Origin of the sequence: Clostridium thailandense, from assembly GCF_019207025.1 — a bacterium.
In the GTDB taxonomy this organism is placed as follows: domain Bacteria; phylum Bacillota; class Clostridia; order Clostridiales; family Clostridiaceae; genus Clostridium_AM; species Clostridium_AM thailandense.
This window is the reverse complement of record NZ_JAEEGC010000052.1, coordinates 32,056-55,509: the sequence shown is the minus strand read 5'-3', so window position 1 is coordinate 55,509 and position 23,454 is coordinate 32,056. Positions and strand designations below refer to the sequence as shown.

Sequence of the window (23,454 nt, the reverse complement as noted above, 5' to 3'; positions counted from 1 at the left end):
TATAACATTAATTAGAGGTGAAGAAATGATAAAGGATTTAAAGGACTTAATAGAGCAAGTAAAAAGTAGAGAAAAGAGAAAGATTGTTGTAGCAGCAGCAGAGGATTTAGATGTACTAGAAGTGGTTGAAGAGGTTAAAAAGCTTGAATTAGCAGAGTTTATTCTTGTAGGCGACGCAGAAAAAATAGAAAAAATAGCAGCAGATAATAATAAGAAGCTTTTGTGCGAAATAATACATGAACCTGATCATAAGAAAGCAGCAGAAAAGGCAGTTGAACTTGTGGTAAAGGGTGAAGCAGGAGCAATAATGAAGGGTTTGCTTCATACAGGTACTTTTTTAAAGGCAGTTTTAAACAAAGAAAAGGGATTAAATAGAGGAAAATTAGTAAGTCAAATATCTGTCTTTGACAAAGAATCTGGAGAAGGACTTCAGTTACTTACAGACTGTGCAATGGCTATACAACCTTCTTTAGATGAAAAAAAGCAGATTATAGAAAATGCTGTAGCTTTAGCATTAAAATTAGGGTATGATAAGCCAAAAGTTGCATTGATTTCAGCTCTTGAGGTAGTAAATCCAGCAATAAATGATACTTTGGAAGCGGCTATATTAAGCAAAATGGGAGATAGAGGTCAGATAAAAAATGCTATAATAGATGGACCTTTAGCGCTAGATAATGCAATATCCATAGAGTCAGCAAAGCATAAAGGTATAGAAGGTGTAGTAGCAGGACAAGCTGATATCTTAGTAGCACCTAATTTACAAGTAGGAAATGTATTAACAAAAGCACTTACTTATTATGCACATAAAGATGTAGCTGCAGCGGTAATAGGAGCAGGAGCACCTGTTATTATGACATCAAGAGCTGATTCAGTAAAAAATAAAGTGTTTTCAGTAGCACTTGCAAGTTATATATCATAATAGAATATTAAAAAAATAAAAAAATTAAGATTAGGCCATTGTATTACGTAATTTACAACACCATATATTGATTTACAAATAAAAGATTAATATGTGGTATAATTTTACATTATACAACAGGCCTATTTCAATTTCTTATCTTGAAAAAAGCACTTACCATATTAATACAGTTATCTATATTGCACCATTGTCCGCATTATGTTAATATCATATTTAGGCATTGTTGTTGAGAGATAATGAGAAGAGTTTTAAAATTTTATAGAATATTACATATGCAGAAAAGGGTGATTAACAATGGATAACGATAAATATCTTTTAAGTTCAGTTTATAATACATTAGAAGTAGTGGATTTACTAAGTAAGGGTGAAGAAATGAGTCTTGCGGAAATCAGCAAAGAGTTAAATATGGGAAAAGCAAGTATTTTTAGAATGCTTTATACTTTGGAGAAGAAAGGATTTGTTTATAAGACATCTGATGCTAAGTATAAACTTGGAATAAAATTTGCTCATTATGGCTCAATCGTATTGGAAAGACAAAATAAATATTCTACTGCTAAGCCTTTCTTGCAAAAGCTTAGAGATAAACATAACGAGACTACTCATTTAGCTATTCTTGATGAAGACTATAATATTATTTTTATGGATAAGGAATCCAGTAATTCTACTATCCAAATGACATCAAAAATAGGTGCTAAATTGCCAGCATATTGTACTGGAACGGGTAAGGTACTGTTAGCAAGTATTTTAGATGAAGAATTAGAAAAAAAAATACGAGAGTTTAAGTTTGAGAAAAAAACGGAGTGTACTATTACAGATTCAAATGAGTTAATTGAAGAATTAAGAAAGACAAGAGCACAGGGATATGGAGAAGATGTAGAAGAGTGCGAGATTGGCTTAGTATGTTATGCAGCTCCAATAAAAGATATTAACGGAAAAACAGTTGCAGCAATAAGCATTTCGGGACCAACAGCACGGATGAAGCAGAACAAAGAATCTTTAATATGTTCAATTAAAGAAATTTCTGAGGAATTATCAAAAACAATGGGGTATAGCATTTAAATACCTATATTAAAGAACACGTAAAATCTCTTAACATTTTTACTAAGAGATTTTATGTGTTTTTTAATATAAATAATAATTTGGAAAATTTTAATGAAAATTTCAATGTACAAAAGTTCGGCTACAGCTTCATATTTTTTTTAATAGTACTAAGAACTACGGGAATGCCTCTTTTAATTTTATTCTCATTTACTTTACTAATGCTTATTCTAAAGTAATGGTCATTTTTATATTCTTTTAGAAAGCAGGTATTGGTATTTAACAATTCTATACTATCATTTTGCAGTGAACTTATTACTTTATCATATTGAAGATTACCATCTACATATATACAGGAAAAATATCCGGATTTAGGAACATTCCATTTTATATTAGGATGCTGAAATGAAGATATAGTATTTTTTAAACATAACATTCTACTTCAATTCTGTAGTAGCACAGATGGGGATTTTATTTCTTGATATCTAAATTATACTATAATAACATTAAGTTGTAATTAAATAACTAAAAATGGAGATGATTATTGTGAAGATTGCATTAGCACAAATGGAAATTAGTGAAAATACAAATAAAAATTTAGAAAAAACTTTACATTTAATTGAAGTGGCAGCAAAAAACGGAGCGCAGCTTATTTGTTTTCCAGAATTACAATTGAGTCCATTCTTTCCACAATATGAAGGAGCGGATACATCAGATTATATATTGTCAATTAATAATGAGAAAGTAAAAAAAATTCAAGAAAAGTGCAAAGAGTTCAATATAATAGCAGTTCCTAATATATACTTAAAAGAAAATGAAAAACATTTTGATGCTTCTATATTAATTGACAATGTGTTAACACATAAAGCTATTAAGGACAAAAAGAATTTAAAACACTTATAACTTAGGAAGGAATACATAAAATGACAAAAGAACAAATTTTAGATAAAGTTCAATATAATGCAGAGGAGCTTTTTAGAAGTGGCACATTTTTCTGTAGTGAATCGGTGGTACAAACAGTTAACGATTTATTAGGACAACCATTTGATAAAAATGTTGTTAAATTAGCAAGTGGATTTCCTATAGGTATGGGAAAAGCCGGATGCTTATGTGGTGCAGTTTCAGGTGGACAAATGGCTCTTGGTATGGTATTCAGAGCAAGCTAAAATTTATACTAGATTAGCAGAGAAAATAGCTAAGAATACTGAGTCAAAGGTACCTTCTCCTCTTGATATTCAAGACCTAAGAAACTGGGGAAAACAATGTGCTGATTCTTTGCTTAAACAAGAGATATAGTTGACAAGGAGAAAATATTATGGAGTTTTCAAAGATTTCTAAGCTTCACCCCTGTCTAGGAGGAGAAGCTCATTTAAATTATGGGAGAATTCATCTTCCAGTAAGTCCTAGCTGCAATATACAATGTAGATTTTGCAAAAGGGATTGTAATGATAACGAGGAGAGACCTGGCGTTGTAAAGGGAATACTAAAGCCCAAAGATGCTGTAGATATAGTAAAAAAAGCTTTAGAATTTTGTGCTAAGATAACCGTAGTAGGTATTGCTGGACCAGGAGATACACTAGCTACTACAGATACCATTGAAACCTTTAAACTTATTGATAAAGCTTATAGAATTTTAATCCTTGTTGGAAGGTGTTAATGAAAATCTGGATTTGTACTCAGATTTCTAGTAATATTAAGAAAGAAAAATTATTTTATTTATAGACGACTGTAGGCTGTAGGGATCTATAAAGACGGGGAGAGATTAAGTTATGAATAAACCAGAACTTTTGGCACCAGCAGGGAACCTAGAAAAACTTAAAACAGCTATAAATTTTGGTGCTGATGCTGTATATCTTGGAGGCAGTAAATTAAATTTAAGAGCCTTTGCAGATAACTTTACTACTGAAGAATTAAAAGAAGGAATTGAATTTGCACATTCCAGAGGGAAAAAAGTTCATGTAACAGTAAATATATTCCCTCATAATGAGGATTTAATAGGATTAGAAGAGTATCTTATAGAACTTAAAAATATTGGTGCTGATGCAATATTGGTGGCAGATCCAGGCATTATTTTAGCAGCAAGAGAAGTAGTACCAGAGTTTGAAATACACCTAAGTACCCAGGCAAATTGTTTAAATTATAAGTCTGCTCTATTTTGGCATAAGATTGGTGTTAAAAGAGTGGTTATGGCAAGAGAATTGAGTCTTAAGGATTTTAAGGAGCTAAGAGAAAAGCTTCCTGAAACTTGTGACATAGAAGCTTTTGTTCATGGCTCAATGTGCATGGCATACTCTGGACGGTGTATGCTTTCAAATTATTTAACAGGTAGAGATGCTAATAGAGGGGCTTGTGCTCAACCTTGTAGATATAAATGTCATCTGGTAGAAGAAAAAGCACCAGGAGAATATCAGCAAATTACCGAAGATATAGATGGAAGCTATATTATGAATTCTAAGGACTTATGTATGATAGAACATATACCTAAGCTTATTCAAGCTGGTATAAACTCCTTCAAAATTGAAGGAAGAATGAAGAGTTCCTATTATGTTGCATCTGTAGTAAAAGCTTATAGAGAAGCAATTGATAAGTATATAGAAGATCCGGAGAATTATAAATTTAATTCTAAGTGGATGGAATATCTTGTAAAGCCTAGTCATAGAACATATACTACTGGTTTCTATTTTGATGAAGAAATAAAACAGCATTATGAAAGTTCGGCATATATTAGAAACTACGATATTGTAGGAATTGTAAGAAATTATGATAAGAGAACTCATATTGCAACCATAGAGCAAAGAAACAAAGTTTATAATGGAGATATTGTTGAAGTTTTAATTCCTAAGGGAGATAACAAAACTATAAAGCTTCAAGATATGAGAAAGACAAATGGTAAACCTATAGATAGTGCACCTTCCGCACAGATGATTTTTACAATTAAATGTGATGAGGTATTAAATCCTGATGATATGCTTATTAAAAGCAAGGTACAGTAATTAATTAAAGAAGGTATTAAAAATACAAATACGTATGTGTAAAGGACACTCTAAATCACTGCAGAAATTGTATAAATGGTAAAACAAGGCTTATAGAAAGAATGATCTCTGAATCTAATAGTTCTAGAATTATATTATGAGTTTGAATTAGTTTGAAATTTTTCACAGCAATATAGAGTATAGATGAGTTTTTGAGAGTTTAGCTTATCTATGCTCTTTTTATATTGCGTATTTTAAATTTTATTAATCTGTGATATAGTTTCAATAATTATTTCTTTCATTTTGTGCTATAATCTTTTATATAGATTTTTCCTGTATTACTTAAAAAAGTTCAATTTAGAGGTAAAAATAAATCTTTAAAGAATTATTTTTTTATTAATCAAATGAGGTGGAGAAAATGTTAGGATGGATAAAAAATAGACATAAATTGGTTCAGGATGATACTAAGCAAATCCTTGTACATAAGGATGTAGATGAAATTAAAAATTGCAGCGAACTGGGTCTTTTAAAACGCAATCAGCAATGTATAGTGAAAAGAATAAGCGAAAAAATACAAGAAACTGGATTTGTAACTGAAAATTTAATATCCTTAACACAAAATATCGTGCAAAATGTTGAAGTGCAAATGGAATCTATAGAAAAAGTTGTAGGTGAAGTAAATAATTATTCAGCCTTAGCAGAAGAAGTTTTTGCAGGCACAGAAAATTCAAAGCAGATAGCTGAAAGAACAATGGGAATAGCTAAAGAAGGAAGCAATGCAGTAGATAGATCTATTAAAGCAATGAATGATATTGAAATGTCCGTAGAAGATGCTAAAAAAGTAGTAAATGATTTGAGTTCAAAAGCAGCACATATAAATGAGATGCTTGTAATTATAAAAGATATAGCAGATAACACAAATTTATTATCACTTAATGCATCTATAGAGGCTGCAAGGGCTGGAGAAGCAGGCAGGGGTTTTGCAGTAGTTGCTCAGGAGGTAAAGGACTTAGCTCAAAGGAGTGCTGAATCTGCTGAACAAATCTCAAAGACTATCAATGAAATAAATGATAGCGTAGACAAAACCATAAATGCTATGAATAGAAGCATGGATAGGGTGTTAGAAGGAAACAATATTGCCAATAATACAAAGGAGGTATTTAATGACATAATAGGAGCAGTTAGCACTACCAGCGATGTTGCCGAAGAAATTAATGAAGCAGTCTCAAGGCAAACTGAAAGCCTTGAAGCTATTATAGCTTCAACGGAGGATATGAGTAAGACTTCGAGAAAAGTTATGGAGATGGTAGAAACTACATCATTAAATACTCAGTATACTAAAACTGCATTAAATATTCTCTCAGACGTTTCAGAAGATCTTAAAATTATATCTAGTGAACTTCTTGATAAGATTGAGAATGCAAGTGAAATTGAATCAGTAATTACAACATTTTTGATCGAAGCTCCTTTATGTTATGATCCTCAAATGGCTTTTGATGCACAAAGTGGTCAGATTTTGTATAATGTCCATGGTGGATTACTTCTCATTAGTTCGGTAGGAGAAATTGCTCCAGGTATTGCTAAAAGTTGGTATGTTGAAGAAGATAATTTGACCTGGGTATTTAATTTAAGGAAAGGCGCTAAATTTCATAATGGAAGGGAGATAACCTCTGAGGATGTGAAATATTCCTATGAAAGGTTATTAAGTCCTAAATTAAATTCTCCTAATGCCTGGCTTTTGGAGCAAGTTGAAGGTGCAAAGGAATATTCAAAAGGACAAGCAAAAGAGGTAAAAGGAATAAAGATACTTGATAGGTACAGAATTTCTATAAAATTAACAGGACCTTATAGTGGATTTTTACTTAATTTAGGTCAGTATATTTGTTCTATACTAGCAAAAGAAGATGTTGAAAAAGGACAACTTACAGGCTGTGGACCATACATTATAGAGAGTATAGAAAAGGATAAGTGTACATTAGCTGCATTTAAAGATTATTTTGGTGGCGCTGCTTATGTAGATAAAGTCATTGTAAAGTTTGATGGTGGACAAGCTTCTAGCAGCTTTGTTAACAAAGAGTGTGATTTTATAACAATAGATAATAATAGACAAATAGAAGAGCTCAAAAATAACAAAATTCAAAATATAGAATGTAAGAGTGTAATGGCAACTTATTATGCAGGTTTCAACTTGAATTCCAATTCGGTATTAGTTAGAGACAAAGAAATTAGGGCAGCTCTTAATGCAGCAGTAAATAGGAAAAAAATTATTGATGAGGTTTTAGGTGGACTTGGGGAAGAAGCAAAGGGACCTATGCCTCCAAACATGATTGATAATGGTTATTTATCAGGTTTCGGATATAATCCAAGATTAGCAAAAGAAATTTTAAATAGGAAAAATATATCCTCAGGAAACAATAAGCTTAGAATCTTAATTAGAGATGAAAGTAGTGAAACTACTTTTAACAAAATAACACAACTTATTATAAATGATTTAAAAGATATAGGAATTGAATGTATTTTAGAAAAAATAAGCTCAGATAAGTATTTAAACCCTGAATCAATTAGTAGAGGAGATTTGTTTTTAAGTAGGTGGATTTCAGACACTGGAGATATGGATAACTTTCTTCAACCAATGTTTAATCCAGCTAATGTTACTGATTTCACTGGATACAATAACAAAGTAGTAACAGAAATGATGAATAAGGCCAAGGAGGTAATAAATCCTCAAAAGAGAATTGAAATGTATAAAGATATACAGAAAAAAATAGTAGAAGATGCTCCATGGATATTTTTATATCATCCACAGGTGGGATGCGTTTCAAGGAAAGGAATAATAGGAGTAAGAGTTAGTCCTCTTGGAATAGTTAGATATGAAGATATAATTATGGAAAGTAATTAAATATATAAGCACGAAATATACTTAACTTATACTGTGCAAGAATTATCAGTAATGTTTGGAAGATACAAAAGCATTTTTAGAGGACAATGAAGGTAACTTTTCTTCCTTACGTCAGAGAACTAATTTATTTTTTATGCTTATTTTGATGATGCAAAACGTCGCATGATTAGGGAGAACTCCTGTAAAAGAAGAGAGCAGGAGTTTCTTTTAATTAAAGATTTTTCTTAGTGTAGCGGATAAAAAGCCTCCTTCAATGTACTTAATGATGATTCGGAAACCATAAGGCTGCTTACAGATATAATTATATAAAAGTATAAATATAATTTAAGGTAAGAATTTATTATCTGGAGGCCATTTTGAAAAAACGTAAAGCACTTTTTAAAGGAAGATTCAACCTTCGAGGCAATAAATATATAGTGAGCCAGTCCATTATTTAAGTAATGGAAGGTGGAAGAATATTGATAACTCCATGGTATAAGCTTCAGATGAAACTAGTAATAAGGTACTGGAGAATAAAGATAATGATTTTAAGATAAGAATAGCAAAAAATATAAAGAATAAAAGGCTTGTAGTTATAAGAAAGGATAAGTATGAAATATCCTGGGACATTAATAAGGAAGCTGCTTCTATGGCTGTGATTAAGGATTCAGCAGCACTACAAAATAAAAAAAGACAAGATAAAGTTATAGATATAAGAGCTCAAAATTTACAGAAATAGACTGTAAAAAATCTTTCCTCAGCAGTGGAATTTTCTAATGTGTATCCTAATATAGATTTGCAGTACAATATTGCATCAGAGCTGCTTAAAGAAAACTTTATAATTAAAAATAAAGTAAACAACCCAATTCTTACTTTTAACTTAGAAGTTAAAAATTTAATTACTGTAATTCAACAAGATAATTCTATAATATTTTATGATGATCAAAATACATCTGAAGTTATTTTCAAAATTGACTCGCCTAATATGTATGATTCTACTATGTCATCCAGTAAAAATATTAAAATGACTTTAACTCAGCAAAATAAAAATCATATCAGTTTTACCAATATAATTATCGGTGAATATATATCGTGAACAGAAATGTATGTAAAGAAAATAGCAGAGCCTTTGATTAAATTATGACTCTATTCATATGAAGCATCTTTATAAAACAAAACACCCGCAAGAACTGTCATCAATCTTAACATTCTTGCGGGTGTAAGAGCCTTTACCTTTTTTATTTTTATGGATTCCAGTACCTCTGCCAATTTCACTTGAGTCAAACTTTCTTCTGTTTAAGTTAAGCTTATTCATGTCAATCGTAAAGCTAATGTTCTCAGTTAATTTCTTTTTTGATTTTTTCATTTAAATCATCCTTTCAGCTATATTTACTATATATTATGACAGGTTGTATAAAAAATGCAATAGTTATCTATAAATTCTGATTTTTATTAAGATATCTACATAACTGTTGTTTATAAAGAAAATATTTTGGATTTGAGGGAAAAGTGAATTTTCATATATTAAGGCACAGATAATATATATGGTAGAATACTTACAAATCTCTTATAATAGTATTATGAAAAACCGAAAGATATTACTAGGAGGTAAAAACAATAGGTTAGGAGAGATAAAATATGAATATTGTAGATTATGTAGAGTCACAAATGGAGGACTTTAAAACTACCAAGTTCAATCTGGTAGATAGCTTGGTTCTATCTCAATTTGTCTATATTCATTTTGATAAAGTTTTACCGGGGATTGCAGATAACAGGGAACCTGTGAGAATTGGAGACTTGCTCAAAGCAGAGCATATCCCGCACATGCTTTATAATGTGAGAGATCCAAAAAGTAACCATAGACTTTTGATTGCTCTTGGAATGAGTCCAAGATTTCGAAATATTCGTATGTGCTGCTATTCAGATAGCTTAGATATAACTTTACAAAAGCAATTTGCGGCGGTGACCTACCTACTTGATGATAAAACAGCTTATGTTGCCTATCGAGGTACAGATGCTACTATTGTAGGCTGGAAAGAGGACTTCAATATGGCATTTATTTCTCCAGTACCTGCACAGCAGGAGGGAGTTTCTTATTTGAATGCTGTTGCTGAACGGTTTCCACATGCATTAATTGTGGGCGGACATTCTAAGGGAGGAAATATTGCGGTTTATTCTGCCATGGAGTGTCATCAGGCTGTTCAAGATCGTATTGTGGGCATTTACAGTCATGACGGTCCTGGTTTTAGAGATGAAATATTTACGAGGGAAAAGTATGTAAGCATTAAAACAAGGATACAAAAAACTTTGCCTCAATCCTCTTTAGTAGGAATGCTTTTGCAGCATCAGGAAGATTATATTGTGGTAGAAAGCAACAAGTTCGGAATTATGCAACATGACCCTTTTTCATGGGTGGTTAATAAAGGTGACTTTCAATATACACAAAGTATTACTGGAGGTGCAGAACATATCAATAATGTCATTAATCAGTGGCTCTCATCTTTAGAAGATGAAAAACGAGAGTTATTCGTAACAACACTCTATAGCGTATTTAAATCCATGGGGGTTGTGAATTTCAGTGATTTGACTGAGGATTGGCGTAAAAAAGTAGTTATAGCCATGGAAACTGTAAAGGGTATTGACGTAGAAACCAAGCGCTTTGTTTTTGATACAATAATATCACTTTTGTCATTGTATGTGAAAAATTTACGTTTCTCTTTATTTAATGTTGATGAATGATAAAGAGAGAATAGTATTAAGAAAAATCTTCATCCACTTGAGAAGTCAAGGATACTGTGATATATTATGGTAAGTATATAATACAGCAAAATATAGCTCCTGTATCAAGGTATTTATATTATAATTGTGCTATATAAAAATTAAGAAAGAAGAGTAATACTTATGGATGGAACAAGACGAAAAGATGTAAAAATTGGAGCAAGAGTCCTAGTTGTTCAAAAACAAGATCAGCGCTCTGGAAAGTTAACTGAGGGTATAGTAAAAAGGCTCCTTACAAACTCAGAAGTTCATCATCGTGGTATCAAAGTTATGCTAGAGGATGGAATTGTTGGAAGAGTTCAAGAAATAAAATGAGAAAAATTGATGAATTTTTGTTCTTTGGTGATTTACGATATTTATTTGAAGCAGAGTTAACAATTAATGAATTATGTTAACTGAAGTAAAAAGTAAACCCCTTCGCAACTTTTTTCTATTAAAAGATGATTGTACTTAATTCCCATATGTTCAAGCTTACCTTTTAAAAACAAGCTGCAGAGATATGGAATTAAAGTAGAAGTTATGGATAGGGCATTAAAATCAAAAAGTGACGGTGCTATTTTTTCTAGCTCCTCTTTTTGCTTTTTTGTTACACCTTTATTAAGCCAATCTGAAATACTCATGTTTTTATTGAGATCAGGCATCTCTATAATTCCTATGCTTTTACAGCAATTTTTAAAAGTATTATATACAGCTTTAGAATAATCTTTGCTGCGATTACTATTATTGGGGAAGATTGTAAGATTAGCTCTTTTTATTTGTTCATTATATTTTTTACTTAAACTGTTAAAGCTTCTAAGACCGCCAAAATTTGTAGTTGCAATGAAACCCATGTCCATTAGGGAATCATCGGATTTCTCATCTTCCACATAAATAATAGTTTCATTATTTTTTATACCCATTATTACAGATGGGAGCGCATAAAGCACTGGTTCAATGTTTTTATCTTTATAGTAGCATCGAAAGCGTCTTTTTAGGATTCCATTTTGAAACCACTCACTGCTTTCAACCTTGTAAAGTACAATGCCATCCTCATTTCTATAATAATGCCAAGTTGTATTCTTATTTTTTACCATGGTAATTCATTCTCCAAGTAGCTTTAATTTAGCTTACAACTAATATATATACAAATATCAAAAAATCAGGAAGAAAAAGATTGTTAACAAGTTGTAAACGTTACGGCATTACAACTTTTATAAAATAGCCAGAGTGGTAATTTTTGTTCTTGGAAATTTGCATTCTCTATTATAAAATATATATTTTTGTTTTTATGTAATAATTATATTTTATTAAGGCGAAGGTTTTATTTTCAAGGGGTTGGGGAGTTACAAGTGGTGTAAGTTAGTGGTAATTCAATGTGAATTTATGTAAAGCATAAAGGAATATTTTCTAAACGAGAGAGAAGAGGAATTAGGGGATTTAGCTTCAAATTTGATGCTGAACTTTATACATAGAAGAATTAGCTCCAAAATTTTATAATCAGGGAGTTTATGATTCTTATTTTCGTTGTATATAAATAATAAAAATTAGATCAAACATTAATCATATAATGTAGTTGAAAATTCAACTATTATATGCTATTATAAAAATAATAAAGTTGAACTTTCAACTAAATTTATAGGAGGTGAAGTCCTATTAAAGCTTTAGATAGCCATATATTAAGAGAGATAGGAACTTTGTCACGGTGTATTCATTCTATGAGCGACATTAAATTTAAAGAGATAAATCTGCAAAAAGGTCAGTTTATATTCCTAACAAGGATATGTGAAAATCAAGGAATTAATCAAATTGATTTATCAAATCTTTTAAAAGTAGATAAGACTACCACAACAAAAGCTACACAGAAACTTATTGAAGCAGGGTATATAGATAAAAAAAGAGACCATATTGATAAAAGAATTTGGAGGCTTTATCCCAAGGAAAAGGCACTAAAGGTATACTCCTTTATTATTGAAGAAGAAAATAGAAATATCGAGATCTGCTTTAATAATTTCAGTGCTGAGGAAAAAGAATTAGTTAATAAATTAGTTAAGAAAATGAGAGAAAATATTGAAAATGATTGGAAAGAAACAAAAAATTTTTAAGGGGGTAGTGTGATGAGAAAAGCGTCTATTGAAGATACAAAAGAAATTATGGAGATTATAAAGGAAACTATTGCAGAAATGAGAACCTACAATAATACTCAATGGGATGAAAGTTATCCTCAGGAAAAAGATTTTATAAATGATATCAAAAGAGAGGAATTATATGTCACAGAAAGGGATGGAAAAATAGTTGGTTTTGTATGCATTAATAAAGTGGAACCAGATGAGTATGATGAATTAAATTGGTCATTGAAAGAAGTTTGTATGGTTGTTCACAGAATGGCTGTTAATCCAAACTACAGAAGAAGTGGCATTGGTACTGAATTAATGAAATTTGCAGATGAATTAGCTTTAGCTAATAATATAAAATATTTAAAAACAGATACTTATTCCATAAATACTAAAATGAATGCATTGTTTAAAAAGTGTGGTTATGACCTAGTTGGTGAAATGAGATTTTTAAGTAGGGAAAAACCATTCTACTGTTATGAAAAAATATTAAATAATGATAAATAGAGCATAGTTCAATTAGGAAGAGTCAGCCTTACCAATAGATAAGTCTACTTCCAGTCCCGCTTATAGGTGCGACATACCCTTCATTTTTATTTTATAATTTAAAATGAAAGTTATCATAGGAATTGTTTTCCTATGATAACTTTTTTATTTTTAATGACTACATGAAAAATAAAATATTTATTGACCGAATCGGTTTATAGTATTATAATTGCATTAACCGATTCGGTTGATAAAGTTAAAGAGGTGAGATTTTTGGAGAAATTTTTTAGTTTACCTGTAGAGAAACAAAACGTGATTATAGATGCTGCTCTTAGAACTTTTGGGACTAATGGCTATAAAAAGGCCTCTATAAGCGATATTGCTGTAGCTGCAGGAATTTCAAAGGCAATGGTTTTTCACTACTTTGGCACAAAAAAAGCATTATACCTTTATCTAATTAATCTGTGCGGCAACATCATGATGAATGAGGTTAACGAAAAGTTTGATAATAGCATTACAGATTTTTTTGACAGAATAAAAATGTCATCAGATATTGAAATTTCCGTAATGAAAAGACATGCTGCAATACCTTCCTTTTTGGCAAATGTGTATTTTGAAAATGATGAAGAGGTAAAAGCGGATATACAAAATATTTTTGATAGTGGAGATGATTTTAGAAATAAAATAGCTTTTGAGGGTGTGGATACATCAAAGTTTAAAGAGGGGGTGGACCTAAAGCTCCTTATGAAAATGCTTATGTGGATGGCGGAGGGGTATACAAAACAAATGTCAAATAAAACGGAAATTAATTTTGATGCCATGATGAAAGAATTTAATGAATGCATGGATATGCTTAGAAACAACTTTTATAAGGAAGAATATTTGTAGGTTGTATAGGTAATGAATTATTAAGTATATGTAACGCAACTTCTAATAAGCAAGTAATGATAAGATTACTAAGTATTCTAGGTGAGAGGAGAATAGCTATGAATTCATATTTATTAAGCTTTAAGGACATTGATAAATCACAACTTCCTGTAGTAGGAGGCAAAGGTGCGAACTTAGGAGAACTTTCAAGAATTCAGGGAATACAGGTTCCAGATGGTTTTTGTGTCACTACTGAAGCTTATAAGAAGGTAATAGAGGATAACAAGGAGTTTAACAGGCTGGTAGAAGAATTATCTCAGGTGAAGATAGACGATAGAGAAAGAATAGGTAAAATCAGTAGAGAAATTCGCAGCGTGATCGAAGGAATCACTATTCCAAAGGATATAGATGAAGGAATAACTGAATTTATTAAAAAGTTTGGTGAAGAAAATGCCTATGCAGTTCGTTCAAGTGCCACTGCTGAGGATTTGCCTTTAGCTTCCTTTGCAGGACAGCAGGACACTTATTTAAATATAATAGGAAAAAGCGATATTCTTCACCATGTAAGCAAGTGCTGGGCATCACTTTTTACAGACAGAGCAGTAATATACCGTATGCAGAATAACTTTGACCACTGCAAGGTATATCTTTCTGTGGTTATCCAAAAGATGGTTTTCCCAGTGGCTTCAGGAATAATGTTTACGGCAGATCCTATAAATGGAAATAGGAAGGTTGTCTCTATAGATGCAAGCTTTGGTCTTGGAGAAGCACTAGTGTCAGGACTTGTAAATGCAGATATCTATAAAGTAAAGGAAGGTAAGATTATAGATAAAAAGGTACCTACTAAGAAACTAGCTATTTATGGTTTGAAACAAGGTGGAACCGAGCAGAGGAGAATTGAGGCTAATAAACAGAATTCTCAAACTCTCACTGACCAGCAGATTTTACAGCTTGAACAAATAGGCAGAAAAATCGAGAAGTACTTTGGACGTCCACAGGATATAGAATGGTGTATTTGCGAAGATAAGATATATATTGTTCAAAGTCGTCCTATTACTACTTTATATCCTGTACCTGAAGTGAAGGATAATAAGATTCATGTATTCTTATCCTTTGGTCATCGCCAGATGATGACTGAGGCAATGTCTCCCTTAAGCATGACTTTTTTTGAGATTTTAATGAAGCAGATGGTAGATACGCAAATGTATGAGGCTGGTGGAAGATTGTATATAGATTCATCAAATGAATTAAGATCACCTATTATGAGAAAGTCTTTTGTTAAAGGACTTGCAGCGATAGATGTTCTTATACAGAATTCATTTTACAATGTTTTAAAACGAGAAGATATTATGAAAAATCTTTATAAATCAAGGAAAACAATGGTTCCTGTCAAGCTTGCTGCTAGGTGGCTTGCTAAGACTATAGAATGCTATAGGAAAAATGATCCTGCCATTGCAGAATTCTATATGGATCGCAGCAGATCAATGATGTCAGAATTAGAGCAGCAGGCACAGAAGATTTCAGGTATGGAGCTTTTTAATTTTATTGATAAAAGCATGATTCGGATAAAAGACAATATGATGGACACTTATGGAGTTGTTTTTGCCGGAGCATATGCTTCCAGTTGGCTTAATAAGAATTTGGGGAAGTGGCTCGGAGAAAAAAATCCAGCAGATACTCTTGCTCAATCGGTATCCAATAATGTTACCTCAGAAATGGGGCTTGAACTTTTGGATGTATCAGATGTAGTAAGAAAGTATCCAGAAGTAATTAAATATCTGGAGAATCCTAAGGATGACAGCTTTTTTGAGGATCTTATAAAACTTCCGGGGGGAGTTGAAGTAAGTGAGGTAATAAGAGAATTCTTGAAGAAATATGGCATGCGCTGCTCTGCAGAAATAGATATAAGCAGGACTAGATGGAATGAAAAACCAACAATATTAGTTCCACTAATTCTAGGTAATATAAAGGTTTATCCTCCTAATGCTCACGAAGCTAAATTCCAGCAGGGACTTAAAGAAGCTAAACAAAAGGAGCGGGATATCTTAAGAAAACTTGAAAAGCTGCCAGGAGGTAGAGGAAAGGCTAAAAAGGCAAAGAAGGGCATAAGTGTTCTACGTAATTATGCTGGTTACCATGAGTTCAATAAATATACTTTAGTATGGTATGAATGGATTGTGAAACAGGTTATTGTGAAAGAAGCAGAAGAACTAGCTAATCAAGGGCTCATAAAAGAAAAAGAGGATATCTACTATCTTAAATATGAAGAATTGAGAGAGGTTATTAAAACAAATAAGTTGGATTATAGCATCATACAAAAAAGAAAAGAAGACTATGAGATATACGAGAAGCTCACACCTCCTCGAGTAATTACCTCTGATGGAGAAATTATATCCAGTAAATACGACACAAGCAAGATCCCTGAAGGTGCTTTGGCAGGGGTAGCTGTATCAGCAGGTGACATTGAGGGAAGGGCAAGAGTAATACTCAGAATAGAGGATGCTAACATCGAGGAAGGTGATATACTGGTTACTACTTTCACTGATCCTAGCTGGACACCAGTATTTGTATCTATAAAGGGACTTGTAACGGAGGTTGGGGGAATGATGACCCACGGAGCAGTTGTAGCGCGAGAATACGGACTTCCGGCAGTAGCAAGTGTAGAGAATGCTACAAAGCTTATAAAGGACGGACAGAGAATTAGAGTAAACGGAACAGAGGGATATGTAGAAATACTTGAGTAGAGACAGAAGATACTCCTACAAAGTAGTTTAACTTACTTTGAAAGATAAGAAAAATCCTTGAAAGTTATAAAAAAGGTTTATACTAGCAAAGCTACAAAAGTGGAAGCTTTAAAAGAAGTTAATATTCATATTAAAGCAGGTGAAATCTATAGAATTATTGGATATAGCGGAGCTGGAAAAAGTACTTTGATTGTTGTATAAACTTACTTGAAAAGCCTACTTCTGGAGAAGTAATAGTAAATAACAAGAACTTAACTAAGTTAGCTGCAAAGGAACTTAGAAAAAGTAGAGAAAAAATTGGAATCAAACATATAAAAGCCTCTAAGATTTTCTAAAATACTTCGCTAAGAATGGTAAAAAAGTTTTTATATGTGCTTTCAGATTTGGTAACATCTACCTGCGTATAAGTTTACTTTCTGGTATGGGTATCTATATATATGTTTTGAAAATACTGCTATTTGTAATAGATATGAAAGTATAAATGACTTAGACGGTGTAATACAACTCTTTAATGGAATAAATGCTTTAAGGCAACACGTAACTAGCGATGTTAGAATACATGGAATCATAACAGATGCAGGAAATGTATAGAGTTATTTCAATATTTATAAGGTTGCATTTTGCGTTTCAATGGAATTATAGCATACTTTCCATATATAAAATAAAGTTCAAAAATATTAATAATTCTTAATATTTTTTGAGGTAAAAGATTAATATTTCTATTTTATACTAACCTCATATTGACATGGGGGGAAGTATAAAATGGAAATCGTAAATTTTATAAAACAATATATAAAGAATCCTAAAACAGTAGGTGCTGTAGCACCAAGTTCAGAAAAATTAGCAGATAGAATGGTTGAAGACATTAATTTTTTAAACGCGACCTGTATTATTGAATATGGGCCAGGGACAGGTATCTTTACTGAAAAAATATTAAATAAAAAGAAAGATAGCACTATATTTATAGCTATAGAATGTAATTTAGACTTTTATAAAATTTTAAAGGATAAGTTTAAAGATGAGACAAATTTCATACTTATAAATGACTCAGCAGAAAATATAAAAGAATATTTAGATAAATATAATATTGATAAGGTCGACTATATAATATCAGGTCTTCCCTTTGCAAGTCTACCTGATACCATGAGCCAAACAATATTGTCAGTTACAAAAGAAATACTAAAAGCCAAAGGTGAATTTATAACATTTCAATATACTTTATTTAAAATGAATCTTTTTAGAAAATATTTTGATAAAATTAAAAGGAAGAAAGTACTTTTAAATTTGCCGCCAGCTTATATTTTGAGGTGTAAAAATGTAAAATTTATTAATTATTTTAATAAGGACAATTGGTCCTAGAAAAGGTAGGTTTGTATGAATACAAACATTTTAGTTGTAGATGATGATAAAAGTATTAGAAATTTAATCAAGGTTTATCTTGAGAATGAGGGATATAACATTATGGAAGCTTCTAATGGAGCTGAAGCTTTAGTTATGATTAATGAAAATAATTTTGATTTAGTTATTTTAGATATTATGATGCCAATATTAGATGGCATAAGTGCTTGTATAAAAATTAGAGAAAGTTATACTATGCCTATAATATTTTTGTCAGCAAAAGATGAGGAAATTGATAAGATAAAAGGATTAACGGTAGGTGCTGATGATTATGTTGCTAAACCTTTTGGTTCTATGGAGCTTATAGCTAGAGTGAAGGCTCAACTTAGAAGATATAAAAAGTTCAATGCAGAACCTCAAAACAGCAGCATACTTACCATTGAAGATTTAACCATTAATTTTGATACTCATGAAGTTATAGTAAATGGTGACAAAGTTAAACTTACACCAAAGGAATTTGATATATTAGAATGTTTAGCTAAAAACAGAGGTATGGTGTTTTCGGTTGAGAAATTATATGAAATTATTTGGAAAGAAAAATTTGCAGTATCAGATACTTCTATTGTAGTTCATATAACAAATCTCAGACAGAAAATTGAAGAAGATCCTAAGAATCCCAAGTATGTGAAGACAGTTTGGGGGGTCGGATATAAAATATGAAGAAAATAATAATGAATAAGGTAGGAATCAAATTACTAATCTTGATTCCTATTGACATGATACTTACTTTTTTTTCTTTTGTGTTTTTGGTAAATATATTAAAAAAAATAGTTGGTGCGGATAATATAAACACTGACATTATAGTTAAATATGGATCTTTCTTAGCAATTGCAGGTTTTATCTTAGCATTGATAATTTTTACAATTATTTTTTTAATTGCAATTAATGGAAGAATTAAATATTTAAAATATATTAGCAAAAGCGTTACTAATATAAAAACCCAGAAATATCTAAAGCCTATAGATATAAAAGGCAGCGATGAAATTGCTCAATTAGCTAAGGATATAAATACCATGTCTGAACGGCTTAAAGAAAATTATGAAAAAGAAAAAAAGCAGGAAGAAGCTAAAAATGAATTAATTGTTGCTGTTTCCCATGATTTAAAGACTCCGTTAACATCTATAATTGGATATTTAGAACTTCTTAATAATGGCAAGGAAGTTTTACAAAAAGATCAGCAGGAGTTTTTAGAAATAGCTTATAAAAAAAGTACAGATTTAAAAAAATTAATTGAAGAGCTTTTTGAGTATACAAAGCTTTCAAATAACTATATTAAATTAGATAAGGTTCCATTTAATATAGCTGTTTTAGTAAATCAGATAGTAGGAGAGCATATTTTATTTCTATCTGAAAAGAATATATCAGTTAAAATTGAATGCGCTAAAAATGAGCTGATGTGTGAAATTGATATGCAAAAATTTATTAGAGTTATTGAAAACTTAGTAAAAAATGCAGAAAAATATAGTTATAGAAACTCGACTTTTATAATTAGAATGTGGGAAGAGGATATGAATATTAAACTTTCTTTTATTAATGAAAGTGACAATATTAGTAAAGGTGATTTGACAAAAATATTTGATGAAATGTATAGAATAGATAAATCGAGAAATGCTGAAATAGAAGGTTCTGGACTGGGACTTCCTATTGCAAAGAAAATAATAGAACTTCATAATGGAAGAATTTGGGCGGAATGTAAGAGCAGTATAATTAGTTTTAATATTGAATTGCCTAAGAAAAAATCTTAATAAATCTTAATGTTTTTCTCCACTTTTATTTAATAAATAATATTTATAATAAATTTCATAGTTAGAAAAGCTATGAAATTTTAAGTATAAAAATAGAGGTGGAATAATGAATAAGTTATTTAAAAGTATGATCTTTTTATGTTGGATAGCAATCCTAGGTGTATTTTTAAAATATCAATTGTATATTGATGGAGCAAGCAAAATCACTAGTTTTTTACAAGCATATCCTAAGTACAGTACGTTATTATTTTTAACAATTGCTTCATTTAGAATTTTTACTCTAATCCCTTGTACCGTTTTTATTATAAGTGCAGGAATATTATTTAATCCAGTAGAAGCATTTATTTTAGTTACCATAGCAAATTTATTAAGTGAGATTTTCTTGTTTTTATTTGTTAAGGCAACAATTGGTATGGGGTACCAAGAAAAGATAATTAATAAATATCCAAAAATATACTCATTAATTCAAGATAATAATGTTAAAATCCTAGCTTTAGGAGTTTCTTCTCCTATAGTACCATCAGATGTAGTATGTTTCTTTTCTGTGTTAACTGGGATGTCTTTTATCAAGTATGTTGTAACTATATTTATAGCCGATACTCCAGTTATTCTTTTATATACTTTTTTAGGGATAAGCATGAAGTATTCTCTGTATGTATTTATCATTACATTAATTATTATAATTTCAATGAGTTATGTGAATTACATAAAGTGGAATAGTCAAGCTGATTTATAAAATGTAAACATGTAAATAAAATAAGTTCACATCAACTTGTTTTTTAACAAACAAATTGATGTGAAATCAGCAAGATTATAAAAAATGGGGAAATATCAAGCTGACTATGATATTAAATATATTCTTTAACTGAAGGCTCATATAAAAAAATTTTGTAGTGCTGAAGTTTGGTAACATACCCAGAGTGTAAGTCACCTTTCGGTGGGGGAGTCTATAAAGATTCCCGAGGAATTTCTGATTTATTTGCTTAAATACTCATGTATAGCTTTAGCTGCATTCTTACCTGCACCCATAGCAAGTATTACTGTAGCTGCTCCTGTTACAGCATCGCCGCCAGCGTATACGGCATCTTTTGAAGTTTTTCCACTTTCTTCTTCTGCTACTATACATTTATGTTTGTTGATTTCTAAGCCTTTTGTAGTAGAAGAAATTAATGGATTTGGTGATGTCCCAAGAGACATTATTACAGTGTCTACATCTAGTATAAACTCAGAACCTTCAACTACTACAGGTCTTCTTCTTCCTGATGCATCTGGTTCTCCAAGTTCCATTTTTATACACTTCATTCCTTTAACCCATCCATTTTCATCACCAATGATTTCTGTTGGGTTTGTAAGAATATCAAGTATTACCCCTTCTTCTTTTGCATGATGTACTTCTTCTACTCTTGCTGGAAGTTCTGCCTCTGATCTTCTATACACTATGTGAACTTCAGCTCCAAGTCTTAAGGCAGTTCTAGCAGCATCCATAGCAACATTTCCTCCGCCTACTACAGCTACCTTGCTGCCTACTTTTATAGGAGTATCATACTCTTCTTTAAAGGCTTTCATTAAATTATTTCTTGTTAAAAATTCATTTGCTGAGAATACACCATTTAAATTTTCACCAGGTATTCCCATAAACTTAGGAAGTCCTGCACCAGAACCTATAAATACAGCATCAAAACCCTCTTCTTCCAAGAGAGAATCTATAGTAATAGTTCTGCCAACTATAACGTTAGTTTCTATTTTAACACCTAATTTTTTAACATTTTCTACTTCGTGTTTAACAACAGTTTCCTTTGGAAGTCTGAATTCTGGAATTCCGTAAACCAAAACTCCACCTGCTTCATGTAATGCTTCAAATATTGTTACATCATAGCCTTGCTTTGCTAAATCTCCAGCACAAGTAAGTCCGGCTGGTCCACTTCCTATAACAGCTACTTTTTTACCATTGCTAGGACTTTTATCAGATAAATCTATGTTATTTTCTCTTGACCAGTCTGCTACAAATCTTTCAAGCTTACCTATAGCTACTGCTTCTCCTTTTATTCCAAGTACACATTTTCCTTCACATTGGCTTTCCTGTGGACATACTCTTCCACAAACTGCTGGAAGTGCACTGGATTTTGCTATAATCTTTGCTGCCTCTTCAAAATTTCCTTCTTTAACTTTTTCAATAAACTCTGGTATATTTATACTTACAGGGCAGTCGCCTACACACATAGGTTTTTTACAATCTAAACATCTAGCTGATTCTAGTACAGCTTCATCTTTGCTATATCCTAAACAAACCTCTTCAAAGTTTTTAGCTCTTACTTTTGGATCTTGTTCTTTTACTGGTATTCTTTTCATTCTATCCATTATTTATCTCCCCCCATACAGCTGCAAGTATGACCGTCCTTCTTTTGCTCAGCCACAAGTTTTCGACCTTCTTCGCTTTTGTAAAGAGTCTGTCTCCTCATAGCTTCATCAAAGTCTACTAAGTGTCCATCAAATTCTGGGCCATCAACACAGGCAAATTTAGTTTCGTTACCTACACTAACTCTACATGCTCCACACATTCCTGTTGCATCTACCATTAAGGTATTTAAACTTACTATAGTTTTTAGATTATATTCTTTTGTAAGCTTGCATACAAATTTCATCATAATCATAGGGCCTATAGCTATTACAACATCATATTTGTTTCCAGCATCAATAAGTTCTTTTAATTGATTTGTTACTAATCCCTTAAATCCAGCGGAACCATCATCTGTACAAGGATATACAGTAGCTCCTAATTCCCTCATCTCATCAATGAGAAGTAAATAATCCTTTGTCTTTCCGCCAACAATAACATTTACATCTACGCCGTTTTGTCTTAACCATTTTACCTGTGGATATACTGGAGCAGCTCCAACACCACCTGCCACAAACATTATTTTCTTTTTTCTTAACTCTTCTAAGTCTTCATGGATGAATTCTGAAGGCTGACCTAAAGGACCTGCAAAGTCAGCAAGATATTCACCTGCATTTAATGCTATCATTTTATTTGTAGAACATCCTATAGCTTGAATTACTATAGTAACAGTTCCTTTTTTTACATCATAATCACAAATTGTAAGAGGTACTCTTTCACCCTTATCATCTATTTTTACTATTACAAACTGTCCTGGTTTTGCTGATTTAGCAACTCTTGGTGCTTCTATATCCAAAAGTACTATATTTGGTGCTAATTCTCTTTTTTCAACTATCTTATACATTTGTTTCCTCCTCGATTGAACTTAAATTTATTCAAAATTTTATAAAGCAAGAATTATGCCAATTATAGATACCTGCGGCCGACACTTAACTTATACTCCGGCATATATTGCCAAACTTCAGCACGATAAAAACTTTTAGTCATTCTAAAGCTCAGCATTTTTAAAATCTAAGAATCTCTGATAAACTCGTACCTCAAACATATCAGAGCCTCTAAGATTTTCTAAAATGCTTCACTAAGAATGACAAAAAAGTTTTTATATGTGCCTTCAGTTTTGTCAACATATGCCTGCGTATAAGTT

Annotated in this window: 24 protein-coding genes and 2 pseudogenes; 21 read left to right on the top strand and 5 right to left on the bottom strand. The window is 31.4% G+C overall.

Annotated elements, in window-relative coordinates; all coding sequences use genetic code 11:
• The first annotated feature begins 25 nt into the window (after positions 1-25).
• Entirely contained in the window at positions 26-919 is an 894-nt protein-coding gene (locus I6U48_RS12215) for a bifunctional enoyl-CoA hydratase/phosphate acetyltransferase (protein ID WP_218320741.1), read from the top strand.
• A 294-nt stretch (positions 920-1,213) separates the two neighbouring features.
• Positions 1,214-1,978: an IclR family transcriptional regulator gene (locus I6U48_RS12210; RefSeq protein ID WP_218320740.1), complete on the top strand. Its 765-nt coding sequence runs from the start codon at positions 1,214-1,216 to the stop codon at positions 1,976-1,978.
• Between the two features lie 121 nt (positions 1,979-2,099).
• On the opposite strand, the gene I6U48_RS12205 is transcribed toward I6U48_RS12210, so the two are convergent.
• The gene (locus tag I6U48_RS12205; RefSeq protein WP_218320739.1) at positions 2,100-2,393 is read right to left on the bottom strand and encodes a hypothetical protein; all 294 of its coding nucleotides are present in this window, start codon (positions 2,391-2,393) and stop codon (positions 2,100-2,102) included.
• Between the two features lie 110 nt (positions 2,394-2,503).
• On the opposite strand from I6U48_RS12205, the gene I6U48_RS12200 reads away from it, so the two are divergent.
• The 7 genes and pseudogenes from I6U48_RS12200 (at position 2,504) to I6U48_RS12170 (ending at position 8,903) form a co-directional block, all read left to right on the top strand.
• Positions 2,504-2,860: a carbon-nitrogen hydrolase family protein gene (locus I6U48_RS12200; RefSeq protein ID WP_218320738.1), complete on the top strand. Its 357-nt coding sequence runs from the start codon at positions 2,504-2,506 to the stop codon at positions 2,858-2,860.
• A gap of 20 nt (positions 2,861-2,880) precedes the next feature.
• The gene (locus I6U48_RS12195) at positions 2,881-3,123 is read left to right on the top strand and encodes a C-GCAxxG-C-C family protein (protein WP_376774550.1); all 243 of its coding nucleotides are present in this window, start codon (positions 2,881-2,883) and stop codon (positions 3,121-3,123) included.
• A complete protein-coding gene (locus tag I6U48_RS12190) occupies positions 3,098-3,253 on the top strand; it encodes a hypothetical protein (RefSeq protein WP_218320737.1) in 156 nt (51 codons plus the stop codon). Before I6U48_RS12195 ends, I6U48_RS12190 begins: the two co-directional genes overlap by 26 nt.
• 19 nt (positions 3,254-3,272) lie before the next feature.
• Positions 3,273-3,596: pseudogene (locus I6U48_RS12185) on the top strand (radical SAM protein); the annotation flags it as partial.
• Positions 3,597-3,726: 130 nt separating this feature from the next.
• Positions 3,727-4,950, top strand: coding sequence for a peptidase U32 family protein (locus tag I6U48_RS12180; RefSeq protein ID WP_218320736.1), 1,224 nt, complete (start codon positions 3,727-3,729; stop codon positions 4,948-4,950).
• Between the two features lie 397 nt (positions 4,951-5,347).
• Positions 5,348-7,828, top strand: a complete 2,481-nt coding sequence (locus tag I6U48_RS12175; protein ID WP_218320735.1) for an ABC transporter substrate-binding protein — start codon at positions 5,348-5,350, stop codon at positions 7,826-7,828.
• Between the two features lie 757 nt (positions 7,829-8,585).
• Positions 8,586-8,903, top strand: coding sequence for a hypothetical protein (locus tag I6U48_RS12170; protein ID WP_218320734.1), 318 nt, complete (start codon positions 8,586-8,588; stop codon positions 8,901-8,903).
• 69 nt (positions 8,904-8,972) lie between these two features.
• Here I6U48_RS12170 and I6U48_RS12165 read toward each other — a convergent pair whose 3' ends face one another.
• Complete coding sequence (locus I6U48_RS12165) at positions 8,973-9,173, bottom strand: hypothetical protein (RefSeq protein WP_218320733.1); 201 nt, start codon at positions 9,171-9,173, stop codon at positions 8,973-8,975.
• Positions 9,174-9,445: 272 nt separating this feature from the next.
• Here I6U48_RS12165 and I6U48_RS12160 point away from each other — a divergent pair, with 272 nt between their 5' ends.
• Positions 9,446-10,546: a DUF2974 domain-containing protein gene (locus I6U48_RS12160; protein WP_218320732.1), complete on the top strand. Its 1,101-nt coding sequence runs from the start codon at positions 9,446-9,448 to the stop codon at positions 10,544-10,546.
• A gap of 162 nt (positions 10,547-10,708) precedes the next feature.
• Positions 10,709-10,900 carry a YwbE family protein gene (locus I6U48_RS12155; RefSeq protein ID WP_218320731.1) on the top strand — a complete coding sequence of 64 codons (192 nt, stop codon included), beginning with the start codon at positions 10,709-10,711 and terminating at the stop codon, positions 10,898-10,900.
• 71 nt (positions 10,901-10,971) lie between these two features.
• On the opposite strand, the gene I6U48_RS12150 is transcribed toward I6U48_RS12155, so the two are convergent.
• Positions 10,972-11,658 (bottom strand): hypothetical protein, encoded by a 687-nt coding sequence (locus I6U48_RS12150; RefSeq protein WP_218320730.1) that lies wholly within the window; start codon positions 11,656-11,658, stop codon positions 10,972-10,974.
• Between the two features lie 298 nt (positions 11,659-11,956).
• On the opposite strand from I6U48_RS12150, the pseudogene I6U48_RS12145 reads away from it, so the two are divergent.
• The 10 genes and pseudogenes from I6U48_RS12145 (at position 11,957) to I6U48_RS12100 (ending at position 20,651) form a co-directional block, all read left to right on the top strand.
• A pseudogene (locus I6U48_RS12145) lies at positions 11,957-12,098 on the top strand (DUF2164 family protein).
• A gap of 181 nt (positions 12,099-12,279) precedes the next feature.
• On the top strand, positions 12,280-12,666 hold the full coding sequence (locus tag I6U48_RS12140) for a MarR family winged helix-turn-helix transcriptional regulator (protein WP_218320729.1): 387 nt from the start codon (positions 12,280-12,282) through the stop codon (positions 12,664-12,666).
• Positions 12,667-12,678: 12 nt separating this feature from the next.
• Entirely contained in the window at positions 12,679-13,182 is a 504-nt protein-coding gene (locus I6U48_RS12135) for a GNAT family N-acetyltransferase (RefSeq protein WP_246615311.1), read from the top strand.
• 252 nt (positions 13,183-13,434) lie between these two features.
• Positions 13,435-14,049: a TetR/AcrR family transcriptional regulator gene (locus tag I6U48_RS12130; RefSeq protein WP_218320727.1), complete on the top strand. Its 615-nt coding sequence runs from the start codon at positions 13,435-13,437 to the stop codon at positions 14,047-14,049.
• A gap of 98 nt (positions 14,050-14,147) precedes the next feature.
• Positions 14,148-16,772 carry a phosphoenolpyruvate synthase gene (gene ppsA, locus I6U48_RS12125; protein WP_218320726.1) on the top strand — a complete coding sequence of 875 codons (2,625 nt, stop codon included), beginning with the start codon at positions 14,148-14,150 and terminating at the stop codon, positions 16,770-16,772.
• A 57-nt stretch (positions 16,773-16,829) separates the two neighbouring features.
• Positions 16,830-16,973, top strand: a complete 144-nt coding sequence (locus I6U48_RS29655) for an ATP-binding cassette domain-containing protein (protein ID WP_246615310.1) — start codon at positions 16,830-16,832, stop codon at positions 16,971-16,973.
• A 561-nt stretch (positions 16,974-17,534) separates the two neighbouring features.
• Complete coding sequence (locus tag I6U48_RS12115; RefSeq protein ID WP_218320725.1) at positions 17,535-18,131, top strand: class I SAM-dependent methyltransferase; 597 nt, start codon at positions 17,535-17,537, stop codon at positions 18,129-18,131.
• A gap of 15 nt (positions 18,132-18,146) precedes the next feature.
• A complete protein-coding gene (locus I6U48_RS12110; protein WP_218320724.1) occupies positions 18,147-18,830 on the top strand; it encodes a response regulator in 684 nt (227 codons plus the stop codon).
• Positions 18,827-19,915 (top strand): HAMP domain-containing sensor histidine kinase, encoded by a 1,089-nt coding sequence (locus tag I6U48_RS12105; protein WP_218320723.1) that lies wholly within the window; start codon positions 18,827-18,829, stop codon positions 19,913-19,915. Before I6U48_RS12110 ends, I6U48_RS12105 begins: the two co-directional genes overlap by 4 nt.
• Before the next feature lie 106 nt (positions 19,916-20,021).
• Positions 20,022-20,651: a TVP38/TMEM64 family protein gene (locus tag I6U48_RS12100; RefSeq protein WP_218320722.1), complete on the top strand. Its 630-nt coding sequence runs from the start codon at positions 20,022-20,024 to the stop codon at positions 20,649-20,651.
• A gap of 239 nt (positions 20,652-20,890) precedes the next feature.
• On the opposite strand, the gene gltA is transcribed toward I6U48_RS12100, so the two are convergent.
• Positions 20,891-22,273, bottom strand: a complete 1,383-nt coding sequence (gene gltA, locus I6U48_RS12095) for an NADPH-dependent glutamate synthase (RefSeq protein ID WP_218320721.1) — start codon at positions 22,271-22,273, stop codon at positions 20,891-20,893.
• Positions 22,273-23,154: a sulfide/dihydroorotate dehydrogenase-like FAD/NAD-binding protein gene (locus tag I6U48_RS12090; protein ID WP_218320720.1), complete on the bottom strand. Its 882-nt coding sequence runs from the start codon at positions 23,152-23,154 to the stop codon at positions 22,273-22,275. The genes gltA and I6U48_RS12090 overlap by 1 nt, the downstream gene beginning before the upstream one ends.
• Between the last annotated feature and the right edge of the window lie 300 nt (positions 23,155-23,454).